Source organism: Amycolatopsis sp. 2-15, assembly GCF_030285625.1.
Lineage (GTDB): Bacteria > Actinomycetota > Actinomycetes > Mycobacteriales > Pseudonocardiaceae > Amycolatopsis > Amycolatopsis carbonis.
In genome coordinates, this window is record NZ_CP127294.1 from 4,526,401 (window position 1) to 4,542,804 (window position 16,404).

General features: G+C 66.0%; 12 protein-coding genes and 1 pseudogene. 11 read left to right on the forward strand and 2 right to left on the reverse strand.

Annotated elements, in window-relative coordinates; translation table 11 throughout:
* The first annotated feature begins 71 nt into the window (after positions 1-71).
* From QRX50_RS22410 to QRX50_RS22445, 8 genes are all read left to right on the forward strand, one after another.
* On the forward strand, positions 72-266 hold the full coding sequence (locus tag QRX50_RS22410) for a helix-turn-helix domain-containing protein (RefSeq protein WP_285973867.1): 195 nt from the start codon (positions 72-74) through the stop codon (positions 264-266).
* Positions 263-598 (forward strand): WhiB family transcriptional regulator, encoded by a 336-nt coding sequence (locus tag QRX50_RS22415; protein WP_285973868.1) that lies wholly within the window; start codon positions 263-265, stop codon positions 596-598. Before QRX50_RS22410 ends, QRX50_RS22415 begins: the two co-directional genes overlap by 4 nt.
* Complete coding sequence (locus QRX50_RS22420) at positions 595-930, forward strand: hypothetical protein (protein ID WP_285973869.1); 336 nt, start codon at positions 595-597, stop codon at positions 928-930. Before QRX50_RS22415 ends, QRX50_RS22420 begins: the two co-directional genes overlap by 4 nt.
* The gene (locus QRX50_RS22425; protein WP_285973870.1) at positions 927-1,712 is read left to right on the forward strand and encodes a hypothetical protein; all 786 of its coding nucleotides are present in this window, start codon (positions 927-929) and stop codon (positions 1,710-1,712) included. The genes QRX50_RS22420 and QRX50_RS22425 overlap by 4 nt, the downstream gene beginning before the upstream one ends.
* Positions 1,705-4,074 carry a hypothetical protein gene (locus QRX50_RS22430; protein ID WP_285973871.1) on the forward strand — a complete coding sequence of 790 codons (2,370 nt, stop codon included), beginning with the start codon at positions 1,705-1,707 and terminating at the stop codon, positions 4,072-4,074. The genes QRX50_RS22425 and QRX50_RS22430 overlap by 8 nt, the downstream gene beginning before the upstream one ends.
* Positions 4,075-4,862: 788 nt before the next feature.
* Complete coding sequence (locus tag QRX50_RS22435; protein WP_285973872.1) at positions 4,863-6,608, forward strand: type I restriction-modification system subunit M; 1,746 nt, start codon at positions 4,863-4,865, stop codon at positions 6,606-6,608.
* A gap of 17 nt (positions 6,609-6,625) precedes the next feature.
* Positions 6,626-7,786, forward strand: coding sequence for a restriction endonuclease subunit S domain-containing protein (locus QRX50_RS22440; RefSeq protein WP_285973873.1), 1,161 nt, complete (start codon positions 6,626-6,628; stop codon positions 7,784-7,786).
* Positions 7,786-10,923, forward strand: a complete 3,138-nt coding sequence (locus QRX50_RS22445; RefSeq protein ID WP_285973874.1) for a type I restriction endonuclease subunit R — start codon at positions 7,786-7,788, stop codon at positions 10,921-10,923. The genes QRX50_RS22440 and QRX50_RS22445 overlap by 1 nt, the downstream gene beginning before the upstream one ends.
* A 201-nt stretch (positions 10,924-11,124) precedes the next feature.
* On the opposite strand, the gene QRX50_RS22450 is transcribed toward QRX50_RS22445, so the two are convergent.
* Both QRX50_RS22450 and QRX50_RS22455 read right to left on the reverse strand, forming a co-directional pair.
* Entirely contained in the window at positions 11,125-12,213 is a 1,089-nt protein-coding gene (locus QRX50_RS22450; RefSeq protein WP_285967553.1) for an IS630 family transposase, read from the reverse strand.
* 359 nt (positions 12,214-12,572) lie between these two features.
* Entirely contained in the window at positions 12,573-14,171 is a 1,599-nt protein-coding gene (locus tag QRX50_RS22455; protein WP_285973875.1) for a recombinase family protein, read from the reverse strand.
* Between the two features lie 53 nt (positions 14,172-14,224).
* On the opposite strand from QRX50_RS22455, the pseudogene QRX50_RS22460 reads away from it, so the two are divergent.
* The 3 genes and pseudogenes from QRX50_RS22460 to QRX50_RS22470 form a co-directional block, all read left to right on the forward strand.
* Positions 14,225-15,031: pseudogene (locus QRX50_RS22460) on the forward strand (alkaline phosphatase D family protein); the annotation flags it as partial.
* A 79-nt stretch (positions 15,032-15,110) separates the two neighbouring features.
* Positions 15,111-15,521 carry a nucleoside-diphosphate kinase gene (ndk, locus tag QRX50_RS22465; RefSeq protein ID WP_285973876.1) on the forward strand — a complete coding sequence of 137 codons (411 nt, stop codon included), beginning with the start codon at positions 15,111-15,113 and terminating at the stop codon, positions 15,519-15,521.
* A gap of 78 nt (positions 15,522-15,599) precedes the next feature.
* Positions 15,600-16,316 (forward strand): maleylpyruvate isomerase family mycothiol-dependent enzyme, encoded by a 717-nt coding sequence (locus QRX50_RS22470; RefSeq protein WP_285973877.1) that lies wholly within the window; start codon positions 15,600-15,602, stop codon positions 16,314-16,316.
* The last annotated feature ends 88 nt before the right edge of the window (positions 16,317-16,404 follow it).

Genomic DNA, 16,404 nt, shown 5'->3' on the forward strand with positions numbered 1-16,404 from the left:
CCTTTGTGCGACTAAATCAGCTCTGATTTTTCGACTAAATCATCGTTCTTGACTCAAAGGGACTCAATTCAATGACTAAGAAGACTCCTGACGCCGGTCGACCGGCGTTCTACACCCCGGCCGAAGCCGCGTGGATTCTCGGCGTCGACCGCAACGAAGTGCACCGCGCCATCCGAGTCGGCACGCTCCGCGCGGAGCGTCGCCGCTCCCGGCTTGTCGTCGCCGCCGCCGAGTTGCGGCGTGTGCTGGACGGCGGTGCGCGATGACCGAATACGACTACAAGGAGATGGCGGCCCGACTCGATCGGTATGCCGACGTGCCACACGACGTGCTGATCGCGGTAGTGACCAGGGACGGTCTGTGTTTCTGGGCATTCGACCGCACCGACCTGCCCCGGTTGTGCGGCGACTGCGCACCGGACAGGGAATTGGCCGCCGGCATGTGCGCAGGGTGTCCGGTGATCGATGAGTGCCGAGAACTCGACTTGCGCACGGCCGGGCCGGACACGGTCGGAGTGTGGGGCGCGCTGCCGGACACCGATCGGCGTGCCCTGTACCCGGTGTGGCTTCACCGCCGCGAAGGTGGTGAGGCGCGATGACCGTCAACTTCACCCCCACGCAGATTCTGGCGGGCGCCGGGGCACTGCTCGTTCTGTTCATGGTGTGGCGCTACAGCGCCCGCAAGGCGCGCCGGGCAGCGGAGGCCGCCTGCGCGAGTTCCCCTGTGGTGTCACTGGCCGGGCGAGTGCTGTTCACGGGCGCTGCGTTCACGGGCGTTCAGTGGCTGGTGATCACGCACGTGCACAACCCGGCCTTGGTGCTGGTCGTTCTCGGCGTGCCGGACCTGATCACGGCATACGTCCTGACGCGTGCCCTGACAGTCACGTCGCTGGACACCACCACCCGTCGCCGGGGTGGTGATCGCCGATGAACGAGAACCAGAAGGCAATTGCGGCGGCGCCGGGGCGGGCGCAGCGGCTGGCCGAGGACGCCGCCGAGGCAGCCGACGTCCGCCGCTGGCAGATCCATCCCGACGTGGTGGCGCTGCGAGTGGAGCGCGTTCGGGCACAGGTGGATCGGCTGTGCTGGGCCGGGATTGTGCTCGGCTTGGCGTTCACCACAGCCAACGTGCAGTGGTTCGCCGCCGCAGGGGCCGCGTTCGGATCGCTGCCCTGGCTGACGGCGTGGCTGCTGGACCCGACTGTGTGCCTGGTCCTTCTGGCGATCCTGCGAGCAGAGCAGGTGACCGCGCGGTACCAGGTCCGCACCGGACCGTGGGTGCGGGCGGCGAAGTGGCTCACGCTGGCAGCGACGTACGTGATGAACACCTGGTCTTCGTGGGCGGCTGGTTCGCCGGAGGGGGTGGTGCTGCACTCGGTGCCGCCACTGGTCGTGTTCGTCGCGGCTGAGGCAGTAACGGATCTGCGGGACAAGCTCACGGACGCCGTGGCGGTGGCGTTCATGAACGCCACCGACGAAGCCAGCGTTCATGAACCGGCCGATCCGGAACCAGCGGTAACGCGTAGCGAACCACCGGCTCGGCGAAAGCTGTTCGCCGAGTACCTCACCGACGTCCGAGACGCCTGGACACCCGGCGTGGAGATCACCCCGGCGTGGGTGCGGGGGGTCACGGGGTGTTCCCGTGGTCTGTCCCCGCGGCTCGCGGCCGCCTTGTCCGCCGAGGTCGGCGAGGGGGTGCGGGGCCATGACTGAGCCGAATCGGGAAGGGCACGACGGCGCTGCGCTGGCCCACTGTGGCGGGCGAGACGTCGAACACGTCGGGCCGGTACTCGACGGTGAGCTGATCGACGACACGTTGCCCCAGCCTCGCCCCCGGGCGACGCCGACCCGGTTCGGCCGGTCGCTGCTGTCCCTGCGCCAGGCGGCGGGTCGGCTGTGGCGGTCCGCGCCGGTGGTCCGGGCGCGGTCGGTGGCGGCATACCGACTGCGGAAGGCACCGCAGGACGTTGTCCGATTGGTGTGGTTCGTGCTGCGCGGGAACTGGCGGTGGCTGGTCAAGTTCTGGACCTGGGCTACCTATGCAGATCTGCGCGCGGACGCTCGACGCGCTCGGCTGGCCGGGGATGCCGAAGCACGTCGGGCCGCGCAGGAGCTGATCCGCTCCGATGCCACGGCGCGGTGGGCGAAACTCGGGATCTTCCTCCGGCGGTGCGTGATCATGCTGCGCTTTGCTGCTCCCGTCGCAGCAGTGCTGTGGCTCGTGAACTCGGTGATGGATCGCGCGGAAATGTGGCCCTGGCTGGCGAGTGTTTACACGGGGTTGGAAGCCATGCGGTCGGTGCTCGTGACCGTGGTGCCGTTGCTGCTGATCGTACTGCCGGTGGCTTGGGCCGTGGCAGCAGCGTTCGAAGGCCGTGACCGGACCCCCGGCGTGGGCTGGCTGGTGCGGCCGGACCGCGACGATGCCGACTCTTGGATTGACGAACGGATGATCTCCAAGGCCCTGGCACATCTCGGCATCAGCCCGTTGGACCGGTTCTACCGCGACGGCGGCGAGCTGGTCTACACCGTGGCTGCCCGTAAGGACGGTGACGGCACATTCGCTCAGCTCCGGTTGCCGTTGGGGGTGACCGCGGACATGGTGGCCGCTCGTCGCTCGAAGCTGGCCGCAAACCTCGGGCGGGCGTCGCTGGAAACCTGGCCTACCAAGGGAGACGAGGACGGAATCCTTGACCTGTGGATCGCCGACAAGGGCGTTTTGCGGGGCGGGGCCGGCGCGTGGCCGCTGATTCACGATGGGCAGGTCGACGTCTTCGACGGGGTCCCGTTCGGACTGTCGCAGCGAGGCGTGGTCATCAACGCGCCACTACTCGGAGTCAACTGGCTGGTCGGTGGCCGTCCCGGACAAGGGAAGTCGGCCGCGCTGCGAACACTGCTTCTCGGCGCGGCACTCGACCCGACGGCCGAGTTGTGGGCCTTCGTGATGGGCGAGTCGCCCGACTTCGAGCCGTTCCGTCCCCGGCTGTCCCGCTACCGGATGGGCATGGACGACAGCGTGGCCGAAGCGGCGACGCAGGCGCTGGCGGACCTGCTGACCGAAATGGAGCGGCGCGGCAAAATCCTTGGCAAGCAGCCGGGCCGGCCGCCGAAGGTGTCGCGCAAGCTTGCTGACAAGCGCGGGCTCGAGCTGCATCCACTCGTGTGCGGGATCGATGAGTGTCACGAACTGTTTCAGCACCCTAAGTTCGGCAAGAAGGCCGCAGAGCTGGCCGTCCGGCTGATCAAGCGAGGACGCAAGTACGGCATCGTGCTGCTGCTGGCCACCCAGTCACCCACCAAGGACAGCATCCCTAGGGAGATCACCCGTAACGTCTCGTGCGGCGTCGCGTTCTCCGTGGCCGACCAGGTCGCCAACGACGGCTTGCTGGGCTCCGGAAAATACGCGGCCGGCATCCGGGCAACCGAGTTACGGATCAACACCGACCGGGGAACCTGCGTCGCGGTCGGCATCACCGATGAGACGTTCGAGCTGGTCCGCACGTTCTACGTCCCGTTCGAGGACGGGGCCGACGATGTGACTCCGGTCGTTGCGCGAGCTGTGGCATTGATCGAGGAGATGGGCCGCGCGGTCGAGTCCACCGCGCTGCCGGAGATTGAAGCGGCACCGGTGGTCGACCACCTGGCCGACATCGATGCCGTGTTGCACGGGGAGCGCCGCGTCCGGACACAGGTGATCCTAACCCGGTTAGCCCGGCACAACCTCGGAGAGTATGAGGGGTGGACCTTCCGGGACCTCACGGCCGCACTCGCCGTGTACGGGATCGCGCCCGTCAAGTCGGACGGCAACAAGGTGGTCCGCGCCGAGGACGTCGCTGCCGCGCTCGCCGACCGGGACCGGCACGGCAGGGAGCCGGACGGGGACCCGGCAGGGACGCAGGGAGTTCTCCCTGACGGGTCCCTGCGCCAAAGTAGCGGCGCTGACCAGCGTAAATCTGGCTCAGGGAGTACAGGGAGCCGCGACCGACAAGCTCGCGAATCGGGCCAAAAATCCGGTAGCTCCGACGCGCACCGAGGTCCCTCCCCGGCTCCGCCTGAGCCGGATGAGGGGAGGTGACAGCCCTTTGACCGATCACGCGACCCACGCACTGCAGAGCCCTGCGCACCACCACCCGAAAGGCAGCGACCATGTCCACACTCACCACCACGAGCCGGAGGGCAACCGACGTACCGGTGATGGCCGAGCGTACGGGGACGGTACAGCGGTCGGTGATCGTCCCGATAACCCGGACGGCGGGGACCGGTCAGCCACCGATCAGCCCCGGCGCACTCGGCAGAGCGCCGCCGCCCGACACCCCGATCGGGGCGTAGACCGCTCGGGACCGCTTGTGCCGAACCATCCGGGCGATGTGGCACCCCGACGAGTTAACGGCCGTGCTGAACCACGCCAAGGTGCGGCGATGTTCGTGGTGGGGCCGGACGGCGAGCTATGGGTCGCTGTCGATGGTGCGGACTTTGCGCAGCTGACTGCCAGGGTATGTGCGATCTGCGACGAACTGACGCCGCCGCCCGTGTAACACGCTCTTCGCTGCGCTGGCTCGGAGACGATGACGGTGGGAACGGCCGCGAAGAAACGCCGCACTTGCTCGGCGAGGGTGGCTCGCAGCGCGAAGGCCTGGTCGCCCCTGGTTCGCGACTGCGCCTGGGTCTCTGAAGGGCTGGAGATCGCCGTTTCCACCGCTCATCGTCTCTGCCGGCCTCGTGGCACGCAGGATACCGTGATGCGCATGGGTGTTCTTGCGACGCACCGGCTGCCGCGGACTGTAAGTTGTCCGTTCGGACGGCGCGCACGGGCTCGCGCTGGCGTCCGACACCCATCGTCGAGCGAGCCTCGTAAGGAGCCTTGTGAGCACCCTTGGAAGCTTCATCTGGTCGATCGCCGACCAGCTTCGGGGCCCCTACCGTCCCAACCAATACGGCAACGTGATCCTCCCGCTCACGATCCTGCGCCGCCTCGACTGCATCCTTGAGCCCGACCGTGAGACGGTGCGCGCGCTGGCGGCTGAGTACGACAACCCCAACCGGCTCAAGATCGAAATCAAGAAAGCCACCGGCCGGCCGTTCTACAACACCTCGAACTACTCGTTCGCCAACCTGCTGGCTGACGCCGACGGGCTGGCGGACAACCTGGCCGACTACATCGACCGATTCTCGCCCGATGTCGACGTGTTCGAGTACTTCGACTTCAAGAAGGAGATCCTCGCGTTAGAGAAGGCGGAGCTGCTGCGCGAGGTCATCACGTCCTTCAAGGCCATCGACCTGCATCCGGGCAAGGTATCGAACGCCGACATGGGCGATGCGTTCGAGTACATCATCCGCAAGTTCAACGAGGCCGCAAACGAGACCTCCGGTGATCACTACACCCCGCGGGACGCGATCCGGCTGCTGGTCGACCTGCTCTTCGCCGAGAAGGATGTCGACCTGACCGAGGCGGGCATCGTCCGCACGCTGTACGACCCCACCGCGGGCACCGGCGGCATGCTCGCTTTGGCCGAGGAGCACCTGCTCGCGCAGAACCCCGATGCGAAGCTGAGCCTGTACGGTCAGGAGTACAACCCGCAGTCGTACGCAATCTGCAAGTCCGATCTGCTGGCCAAGGGCCATGACGCGACCAACATCGCCTTCGGCAACACCCTGACCGATGATGCGTTCAAGGGCCGCCAGTTCGACTTCTGCATGTCCAACCCGCCATACGGCGTCGACTGGAAGCAGTACGCCAAGACAGTCACGAACGAGCGCGACTCCGCGGGCCCCTATGGCCGGTTCGCCCCCGGCCTCCCTGCTACCTCGGACGGGCAGATGCTCTTCCTGCTCCACCTGGCCCACAAGATGCGCGCCCCCGAGGACGGCGGCGGCCGGGTCGGCATCGTCATGAACGGCTCGCCGCTCTTCAACGGCGCCGCCGAATCAGGCCCCTCCAACATCCGCAAGTGGCTGCTGGAGAACGACCTGGTCGATACGATCGTCGCGCTGCCGACGAACATGTTCTTCAATACCGGCATCGCCACCTACATCTGGATCCTCGACAACACCAAGCACCCCGACCGGAAGGGCCTGGTCCAGCTCATCGACGGTTCGTCGTTCTGGACCAAGATGCGCAAGAATCTCGGCTCCAAGGGCCGCGAGATCAGCGACGCCGACCGCGCCGAGGTCGTGAAGTTGTACGCGGACTTCACCGCCGCTGACCCTGACTACTCCAAGGCACTGCGCAACGACGAGTTCGGCTACTGGACCATCACCGTCGAGCGCCCGTTGCTGGACCACGACGGGAAGCCAATCGTGGACCGCAAGGGCAAGCCCAAGCCGGACCCGAAGAAGCGCGACACTGAGAACGTCCCGTTCACCCACGGCGGCTCGACCGCCGGCGCGGCCGGCAAGGTCGAGGTCATCCAGGCCTACTTCGACGCCGAGGTGAAGCCGCACGTCCCCGACGCCTGGATCGACTGGGCCAAGGTCAAGACCGGCTACGAGATCCCTTTTACCCGCCACTTTTACAAGTACGTCCTACCTCGCCCCCTCGCCGAGATCGACGCCGACCTGGAGAAGCAGGTCGCCAAGATCCTCGACCTCCTGCGTGAGGTAGAGCAGTGACGCGCTTCGGACACGGGATGGAGAAGATCGACGAGCGCATCCCCGGCATTGACCTTCCGCTCATGTCTGTATCCCAGACGCGGGGCGTCATCCGGCGAAGTGAGTTGACGGACGCCCCCCCACGGGCTGAGTCCCTCGACAACTACAAGGTGTGCCGGGCCAACGACATCGTCTTCAACAAGATGAGCATCCGCGCCGGCGCCATGGGCGTCGCGGCCGAGGACGGTCTGGTGACCTACCACTACGAGGTCATGCGACCGCGCGAAGGAACGGACCCGCACTTCATCGCCTACCTAATGAAGTCATCGTGGTTCACCGAGGAGCTCATCAAGCGCGAGCGGGGGATCGGCGCAGGCGACCAGGCCAACGTTCGGACCACGGAGGTGCCGTTCTCGGTCCTGAAGACGATCGATGCCTACATTCCCGGCTACGACGAGCAGCGCGCCATCGCCGACTACCTCGACCGCGAGACCGCCCGCATCGACACGCTCATCGAGGAGCAGCAGCGCCTGATCGAGATGCTCCGCGAGCGGCGTGCTGCAGTCCTCTCCGCAGCGTTCGATGCCGGCCCCTCAACCGAGGTAACCAAGGTCGGACGGTTGCTGGCGGCCCGCCCGTCGTACGGCGTGCTGGTGCCGAGGTACGTAGACGAGGCGGAGGGTGTTCCGTTTGTTCGGGTCGGCGACCTTCTGAACCTCACCCCGGAGCGGCCGATGCTGGCGATCGTGCCGGAGCAGTCGGACGAGTATTCCCGTACGAAGATCGTCGGCGGCGAAGTGCTTCTCGGCGTTGTCGGCAAGATGGGACAGGCTGCGCTCGCACCTCACTGGCTCGCGGGCGCGAACGTGGCGCGGGCGGTGGCAGTACTACGTTGCAAAGACCCGGCTGTGGCTCCCCTCCTGTGCGCCTGGCTCGGATCGAACAACTTCCTGTATCAGGCTGAGTTGGCGACGAGCGGAGACAGCATTCAGCCCACACTCGGTATGAAGGACCTCGCGCGGTTCGACATCAACCTGCCTACTGATCCCAACGCGGCCGCTGACCTCGCTAGCCGGTTGGCGAAGATCGACACGCTCATCACCGAGACTAAGCGGTTCATCGAGCTCTCGAAGGAACGACGGGCGGCGCTAATTACGGCGGCGGTGACAGGGCAGATTGACGTACGGGAGATGGCGTGATGGCCGATCACAACGAGGTCGTCTTCGAGTCCGAGATCTGCGAGTACCTGGCCGGCCACGGGTGGCTGTACTCGGCGAATGATACCGGCTATGACCGCGAGCGAGCGCTCTTTCCTGAGGACCTGCTCGCCTGGCTGGAGGAGACCCAGCAGGCGGCCTACAAGAAGGCCTTGAAAGCGGCGGGGTCGCAGGCGAAGTTCGTCGACGTGCTGACCACGGCGCTCGACAAGCCTCTCGAACATGGTGGCGGGACGCTCAATATCCTGCGCAACGGGGTGCAGTACATCGGCGGTGGCCGGTTGAAGATGGCGCAGTTCCGTCCCGAGACGAGCCTGAACGCGACCACCAATGAGCAGTACGCGGCGATGCGGGTGCGGGTGATGCGGCAGGTGCATTTCTCCACCGCCGATCAGCGCAGCATCGACCTGGTCTTCTTCGTCAACGGGCTCCCGGTCGCCAGTGTGGAGCTGAAGACCGACTTCACCCAGTCGCTGGATGAGGCGATCAACCAGTACCGCAAGGACCGTCACCCGCTGACCAACGGACGCCCCGAGCCGCTGTTGTCGTTCGGGCATCGGGCGCTGGTGCATTTCGCGGTCTCCAACGACCTAGCAGCAATGACGACTCGGCTCGAGGGCGAGAAGACCCACTTCCTGCCGTTCAACATGGGTCACGACAGTGGCGCGGGGAACCCGCCGGGCCAGCGCGGGCGGTCGGCGACGGCGTACCTGTGGGAGCGGGTCTGGGAGAAGGACGCTTGGCTCACCATCATCGGTCGTCTGATGATCGTGGAGACCAAGGAGGAGTGGGATGTCGCGACCGGGACGTCGGTGCGGCGTACGAGCATGCTCTTCCCTCGGTTCCACCAGTGGGAAGCCGTAACGAACATCGTGGCCGCGGTGCGCGAGGAGGGGGTGGGCCAACGCTACCTGATCGAGCACTCGGCAGGTTCGGGGAAGACCAACACCATCGCCTGGACCGCGCATCGGCTGGCACGGCTGCACGTGAACGACGAGAAGGTCTTCGACTCGGTGATCGTGGTCGTGGACCGCACAGTGCTCGACGGGCAGCTCCAGGAGGCGATCCGCCAGATCGACGGGTCAGGGAAGATCGTCGCGACGATCAGCCCTGAAGACGTCCGCAAGGCGGGGGCGAAGTCGAAATCCGGGCTGCTGGCGTCCGCGTTGAAGAACGGTGAGCTGATCATCGCGGTGACGGTGCAGACCTTCCCGTTCGCGCTGGATGAGATCCGGGCCGACTCGTCGCTGAAGGGGCGGCGGTTCGCGGTGATCGCGGACGAGGCGCATTCATCGCAGTCCGGTCAGACCTCCTCCAAACTCAAGGCCGTGCTGACCGCGGAGGAAGTCAAGGAGATCGAAGACGGCGGCGAGGTCGACGTCGAGACAGTCCTGGCGTCAGAGATGACTGAGCGGGCCGAGTCGGAAAACATCTCCTACTTCGCGTTCACCGCGACGCCGAAGAACAAGACCCTGGAACTCTTCGGCCGTAAGGGCCCCGACGGGAAGCCAGTCGAGTTCCACCTCTACTCGATGCGGCAAGCGATCGAGGAGGGCTACATCCTCGACGTGCTCAGGGGTTACCAGTCCTACGACACCGCACTGCAGATCGCCGGCCAGGCCGAAAGCGGCGACGGTGACGTGGTGGTGGAGGAAGCCGCAGCGCGCAAGGGGCTGATGCGGTGGGTCAAGCTGCACCCGACCAATATCAGCCAGAAGGTGCAGATCATCGTCGAGCACTTCCACGCCAACGTCGCCCACCTGCTGGAGGGCAAAGCGAAGGCGATGGTCGTGACCGACTCCCGCAAGGCCGCAGTGAAGTACAAGAAGGCAATCGACGCCTACATCACCAAACGAGCCGCTCTGGACTCCTCATACAACTACCGCACCCTGGTCGCCTTCTCCGGTTCGGTGACGATGGCCGACGACGAGGAATGGGCCTCGGACTGGGGGCCGCAGCCGAGCAAGGACGACGAGTTCACCGAGGCCAACCTGAACCCCGGAGCCGGCTCGGACCTGGCCGCCGCATTCAAGGGCGAGACTTACAAGATCATGCTGGTCGCCAACAAGTTCCAGACCGGATTCGACCAGCCGCTGCTCTCGGCGATGTATGTCGACAAGAGACTCCCCGGGCTCACTGCCGTGCAGACGCTCTCCCGCCTCAACCGCACCCATCGCACGGCCGGCGGGGAACAGAAACGCAAAACGTTCGTGATCGACTTCGTGAACAAGCCCGAGGACATCCGAACCGCGTTCGAGCCGTATTTCACCAACGCCACCCTGGAGAACGAGACCGACCCCTACATCGTCATTCACCTCGCCAACAAGCTCGCCCAGGCCGGGATATACACGCCGGAGCAGGTGCGCGAGGTCGCCGGACTGTGGGTCGCCCGAAAAGGCAACAACGCACTCTCGGCTGCGATCAGCCCGGCCAAGAACGACTTCGCGCGCCGCTACGCTGCCGCGATCGAGGCTGATGACAAGGTCACCCTCAACGCCCTCGACCTGTTCCGCAAGGACGTCTCGACCTACGTCCGGCTCTACGACTTCATGAGCCAGATCATCGACTACGGCGACACGCACCTGGAGATGCTGTCGATCTTCCTGAGGCTCCTGGAGAAGGTCATCGCAGACTCGTCCTGGACCGCAGAAGTCGATCTCTCCGACGTGGTCCTGGTCCGGGTCAAACACAACAAGGGCACCGCGGTCGACATCTCGCTGACCGGAGACGGCGAGCTGAAGGGGATCAGCGCTGCGGGCACTGGGGCACGAAAAGAACCGAAATACGTCGCGCTCCAGGTCGTCATCGATAAGATGAACGACCTCTTCGGCGCCGAGTCGTTCTCCGAGTCCCAGGTCCGCGAGTTCGTGCAAGGACTGGTGCAGCGGCTGCTCGCCTACCCGAACCTGGTCAACCAGACCAAAGTGAACTCGAAGAAGCAGTTCATGGAGTCACAGGACTTCCAAGCAGCGGTCACCGAGGCGGTCGTCGACAACCAGGAGGCCCACAACACCATGGCCGACTACTTCTTCAGCGACGGGCCTGGCATTAGCGCCGTCATCGTGGCACTCGCAGACGCGTTCTACGAGGCCGCGATCGATCAGCGGACGGATGTGTGAGCAGCCTGGCCCGGCAGGGGACCGCACGGTATCAGTTGAACAGCTACAGCGACCGCAACACCACCGTCACCGGGGAACGAGGTTCGATGGCTCCTCGCCATGGGGGAATATTGCCGTGTGGGCAACGCCAGTGCGCAGAGTGACTCTTCTCCCTGCGCCGTTCGCCTGGCGGTATACGACCCAGGCGGTGCTAGTGCCGTATCAAGCAACGTTGGGTAGGTAATCGGGGCGGCGGATTTTGGAGTTGATGGCGAAGTGGCGTTTGGGGTGGCTGTGGCGGTTGCGCCAGCGGAGGTAGCCGGTGATGGCGGCTTCCTGGGCGGCGTGGCTGGGGTAGTCGCTGCCGTCGAGGGTGAAGTAGCGGACCGCGGTGAACTCGCACTCGATCCAGTTCAGCCAGGACGCGTTGGTGGGTGTGTAGATCAGTTCGATGTCGTTGGCCGCGCACCAGTCCCGGACCTCGGCCTTGCCGTGTGGTCCGTAGTTGTCGCTGACCAGGTAGAGCTTCCCGGTCGGGAAGCGGCGGCGCAGTTGCTTGCAGAAGTCGAGGAACTGCGGCCAGCGTTTGCGGTCGCGGAACCGGTAGAACATCTGCCCGGAGGCCAGATCGAGCGCAGCGAACATCTGCCGGACACCCTTGGTGCGGGTGTAGGTCGCGCGCTGCCGGGCCGGGCGGCTGCGGGGAAACCAGCCGCGGCCGGGGCGGGGTTGCAGGTTCAGCGGCCCGAACTCATCGACACAGATCACTCGCCCGTCGGCGGGTGGGTGATCGTAGAGGTCGAGGATGCGGTTCTTCTTGGCCACGAAATCGGGATCCTTGCTGGCTTTCCACGTCTTCGTCGCCTGCCATGACACGCCTGCCTTGCGCAGGATCTGCCGGACGGTCTCGGTGCTCGCCCTGATCCATGCGTGTTCGGCGAGGTAGGCGACCAGCTTGGTCAGGCTCCAGGTCGTGAACGGCAATCCCAGCTCGGCGGGCTTGCAGGCGGCGATGCGGCTGATTTGATCACGGGCGGCCGGCCCGAACTTAGCCGGTCGACCGCCCCTCCATTTTGGGGACAACGCCGCGAACCCGGACTCGTTGAACGCGTGGATCACCTCCCGCACATAGCCTTCGGTCGCGGCGAACATCGCCGCGATCTCCTTCGCGGACCGGCCTTGCGACGAGGCCAGCACAATCCCGGATCGTCGCAGCCGCACCCGATCCCGGGCCGACCTCGTGATCTTGACCAGCCGCTGGGCCTCCTCCGGCTCCAGCGACCGCGCGAACACCTCCGGCTGACGCGCCACCAGCCTCACCTCCACAGCCAGCCTCGCGATCACCGGCCCGGATGTCCACACGACACGATGACAACGTCAACGTTTCTTGATGAGGCACTAGACCGTCTCTGTGATCGTCTGGCGGCCGGATTTGACGGTCTGAGGGGCTCCTGGCGACGTGTTGCGCGTGCCGGTTGCGCCTTGCTCGAGCACGGCCGATGCAAGCAAGTATGAGACCCAGCATGGCCGGGCGCGAACAGATCGGTGCGCAGCAGTGCGATGATGATCTCGCCATCGTCCGGCCGGCCACCTGGCGGGGTCGAGGTGACGGCCGTCGGCAAGCAGTGGCCTGATCCGTGGTTACACACGTGCGAATGAGCCGTTTTCCCCTATTGTTTCCGGTCGAGTAAGTCTGTGATCTCTATCGTCTCGCCAGCGTTGGCGGTCCGGTCGTACCATTCGGCTACTTCCGGCATGGCTTCCCGCCAGCCTTCCGGCAGGCGCCAACTGGCCGACCACGTGCCGTCCGACCTCTTCTGCACTGCGAACGCGAACCCCACTTCGAGCCACCTGAGGCGACGGTCTTCCGGTGACAGTTCTGCCAGCTCTTGCTGCCAGGTGCGGTCGGTCGGAACCCATTGCACGCCGCCTGGGTCGGCTGGAAGGGCCCTCAGTGTGTCGATATCAGATAGAATCTTGTCCCCGTCATCCATGATTCGGCGTCGGTCTTCTGGCGACTTGGCGCGGGCGACTCCGGACATCAGCTTGCCGTATTCTCGTTCTAGTTTCGCAATCTCGTTTGCATGGCTGGTCGGCGGCAATACGACACGCTCTCGAACGGGGACCTTTGCAAAGATCTTGTAGAAGGCCTGCGTGGCAAATTCTTCTATTGCTTCCGCCTGCATCGCTGGGCCATGTTTGCGTGTTGGGCATTGCCAGTATCGGTACTCATACTCGATCGTGGTACCGTCGTTGCGCTTTCGCTTGCGAACTGCGATGCGGTGCCAAAGAGACTCAAGACACTCCGCGCACACGAGGATTCCGGAGAATTCGTACGGCTGATTGCTACCGCGTGTCTTCCGCTTCGACTTTTCTGCTAGTCGGGCGACTATCTCTGCCTGGTCGGCGGGTTCAAAGATACCGAATTCCACAAGGTTTGGGTCGGTCAACAGGCGGCCGAGCGTGTTGCCCTTCCATTCGTACCCCTTCAGCTCGACTGTGGCGGGATCGTCCCCTCGCCGTTCCGCTGCCAGCTGCAGTTGCCTGTCCCGTGGGGTCACGACCTGCTTTTCGTTGAGCCAGCGGGCCATAGCCGCAAGACTGCTTCCCGTTCGAGCCATCTTCGAGAGGCTCTGGAGAATCTTGACCGCGAACGGGTCGAGCCCCAGGATCCAGCCCCCGCCTGGCAGCTGCACTGGCATCGTGCCGTAGACGTGACCTTCGCCCGCCCAGCGGCCGGCTTCCTTGAGTGCTGCCTTCGACGCGCGGAACCGCTCCTGCATACGTTCTCGCTCCATGCGAGCGAACGCGGCAATGAGGGTGATCATGAACTCTGACATCGAGTTACTGGAGTCGATGCCCTCTGCGATGCAGATCAGCCGCTTCCCGCGTGCCCTCAGCCACTCCAGCAAGCTGAGTGCGTCCATGACGTTCCGTACGAGTCGGTCCAGCTTGGAGACGACCAGCGTCTTCCACGGCTTCGGTGGGGCGTCCGACAGCCAGAGCTTCAACCCGTCACGCAGGTACGGTTCGAGGTCACCCGAGACGTGCAAGTCCTCCACGGTTGCGACGACCGGGATGTCGTAGGCCTTCGTCCATCGGTGCGTGTCCCGCGTCTGGACCTCGCTGGACGTACTCTCGTCCGTGTAGTGCGACTGGCGGGCGTAACACACCGCCGCGTCGCCGTCCGGCGTGAACGGGACGGCCGGCATTCGCGCGCTGACCTGCTTCTTGAACCTGCGCCGCTTCCGGGGTGTCGGTGCGCTCATGGTCGGTATCCTCGCTGGTAGACGACGTGCCCAGTGTAGTCAGTTGACGCCCTTGGTGGGACCACGAGGTCCTCAACAACTGGTACCCCGGCGAGATCCTCAACGACCGTCCCGAATACACCGAGAAGCGCCTCGACGTGCTGGCCCCGCGTGCGTACCAGGCGTTCCACGAGTGGCACCCCATCGACAGCCGCAGGGCGGTCGACGGGCGGGTGTACCGCAGCTTCCGCTACGGCAGCCGCGTCGAGGTGTTCGTGCTCGACATGCGCACCTATCGCAACGCCAACACCGCGGACCAGACCAAGCCCGGCTACATCCTCGGCGACAAGCAGGCGCGCTGGCTCGCCGACGCGCTGGACCGCAGCACTGCGACGTGGAAGATCGTGCAGGCGGACATGCCGATCGGGCTCGTGGTCCCGGACGGCACGGCCATCGAGGCCGTCGCCAACAACCTGCCGGGCGCGCCCGGCGGTCGCGAGACGGAGCTGGCGTGGGTGCTGCGCGAGATCTCGCGCCGGCGCGTGCGCAACGTCGTGTGGCTGACCGCCGACGTCCACTACACCGCCGCGCACCACTACTCGCCCGACCGCGCGGCCTTCAAGGACTTCGACCCGTTCTGGGAGTTCGTGTCCGGCCCGCTCAACGCCGGTGCGTTCGGCCCCAGCGCGATCGACCCGACCTTCGGGCCCGAAGCGGTGTTCGTGCACGCCCCGGTGACGCAGAACTCCTCGCCCGCGCAAGGGTTCCAGCACTTCGGGGAGCTGAACGTCGACGGCGGCAGCGGCGACCTGCGGGTGGACCTGCGCGACGCCACCGGCAAGTCCCTGTGGTCCAAGACCCTGCACCCGCAGGGCCGCTGACCCCGCCGAAACCGGCCGCACGCGCGGGTCGGCTAGGCTCGCGCCCGATAACACGAATCGCACAAGGAGAAACACCGTCGTGACTGAACGCACGCTGGTCCTCGTCAAGCCCGATGGCGTCGCGCGCGGCCTCGTCGGCGAGGTCGTCTCGCGCATCGAGCGCAAGGGCCTGAAGCTGGCCGCCCTCGAGCTGCGCACCGTCGAGCGCTCGCTGGCCGAGGAGCACTACGCGGAGCACAAGGAACGCTCGTTCTTCGGCGACCTGCTGGAGTTCATCACGTCGGGTCCGCTCGTCGCGATCGCCGTGGAGGGGCCGCGCGCCATCGCCGCGTTCCGCCAGCTGGCCGGCGGCACCGACCCGGTCGAGAAGGCCACGCCGGGCACCCTGCGCGGCGACTTCGCGCTGGAGACCCAGTTCAACCTGGTGCACGGCTCCGATTCCACGGAGTCGGCCGAGCGTGAACTGAAGCTGTGGTTCCCGGACCTGTGAGCCGGGCTTGAAAGCCGGGGCGGAGCCGAGTGGCTGCGCTCCGGCTTTTCCCTTTTCCGCCAACACTTTCGAGGTGTCATGACCCTGTCCGCCGAGGACTGCCTGGCGCACCTGCGCACGCTCACGACCGAGTTCGCACAGGCCGCGAACGACGGTGCGGCGAACGCGCCGGTGCCGGACTGCGCCGACTGGACGCGCGCCGACCTCGTGACCCACCTCGGCGAGATCCACCGCTGGTCGGCGGAGATCGTGCGCACCGGCGAGCCGCAGCAGCGCGCCGCCTCGGAGGTGCCCGGCGACCTGGCCGCGTGGTACGCCGAGAGCGCCGCGGTGCTGCTCGCCGAGTTCGAGGCAGCCGACCCCGCCGACAAGTGCTGGCACTTCGGCGGAACGCCCAAGACCAAGGCCTTCTGGTTCCACCGCCAGCTGCACGAGACGGCCGTGCACCTCATCGACCTCCACGGCTGCGCGGGCACGACACCGGTCCTCGACCCGATCGTGGCCGCCGACGGCGTCGACGAGGTCCTCGGCGCGCTGCTGCCGCGCGTCACCCGTTGGCACGCCGTGCCCCCGCTGGCCGCGCCGCTCCGGCTGCGCGCCACCGACACCGGGCACGAGTGGACGGTCGTGCCGGGGGAGCCGCCCGTGCTGGGTGAAGGCGCGCCCGCCGCCACCGTCGAGGCCACCGCGCAGGATCTGCTGACGCTGCTGTGGAAGCGCGGCGACGTCACGCCGGGCCTCTCCGGTGACGAGGAATTGGCCCGCGCCTTCCTGAAATCCCCGCTCACCCCCTGACCGGAACCGCCCGTTCTGAGCCATTCAGGCGGCGTTCATCCCGAATCCTTCCGCCGGCCGGGCTGCTCCACTTTGCTGGGCGAAGTCA

Bases quoted from the DNA above. Each gene is read 5' to 3' on its own strand.
- QRX50_RS22455 (WP_285973875.1), bottom strand. From the start codon at position 14,171: ATGAGCGCACCGACACCCCGGAAGCGGCGCAGGTTCAAGAAGCAGGTC.
- QRX50_RS22430 (WP_285973871.1), top strand. From the start codon at position 1,705: ATGACTGAGCCGAATCGGGAAGGGCACGACGGCGCTGCGCTGGCCCAC.
- QRX50_RS22425 (WP_285973870.1), top strand. From the start codon at position 927: ATGAACGAGAACCAGAAGGCAATTGCGGCGGCGCCGGGGCGGGCGCAG.
- QRX50_RS22410 (WP_285973867.1), top strand. From the start codon at position 72: ATGACTAAGAAGACTCCTGACGCCGGTCGACCGGCGTTCTACACCCCG.
- QRX50_RS22445 (WP_285973874.1), top strand. From the start codon at position 7,786: ATGGCCGATCACAACGAGGTCGTCTTCGAGTCCGAGATCTGCGAGTAC.
- QRX50_RS22415 (WP_285973868.1), top strand. From the start codon at position 263: ATGACCGAATACGACTACAAGGAGATGGCGGCCCGACTCGATCGGTAT.
- QRX50_RS22470 (WP_285973877.1), top strand. From the start codon at position 15,600: ATGACCCTGTCCGCCGAGGACTGCCTGGCGCACCTGCGCACGCTCACG.
- QRX50_RS22420 (WP_285973869.1), top strand. From the start codon at position 595: ATGACCGTCAACTTCACCCCCACGCAGATTCTGGCGGGCGCCGGGGCA.
- QRX50_RS22440 (WP_285973873.1), top strand. From the start codon at position 6,626: ATGGAGAAGATCGACGAGCGCATCCCCGGCATTGACCTTCCGCTCATG.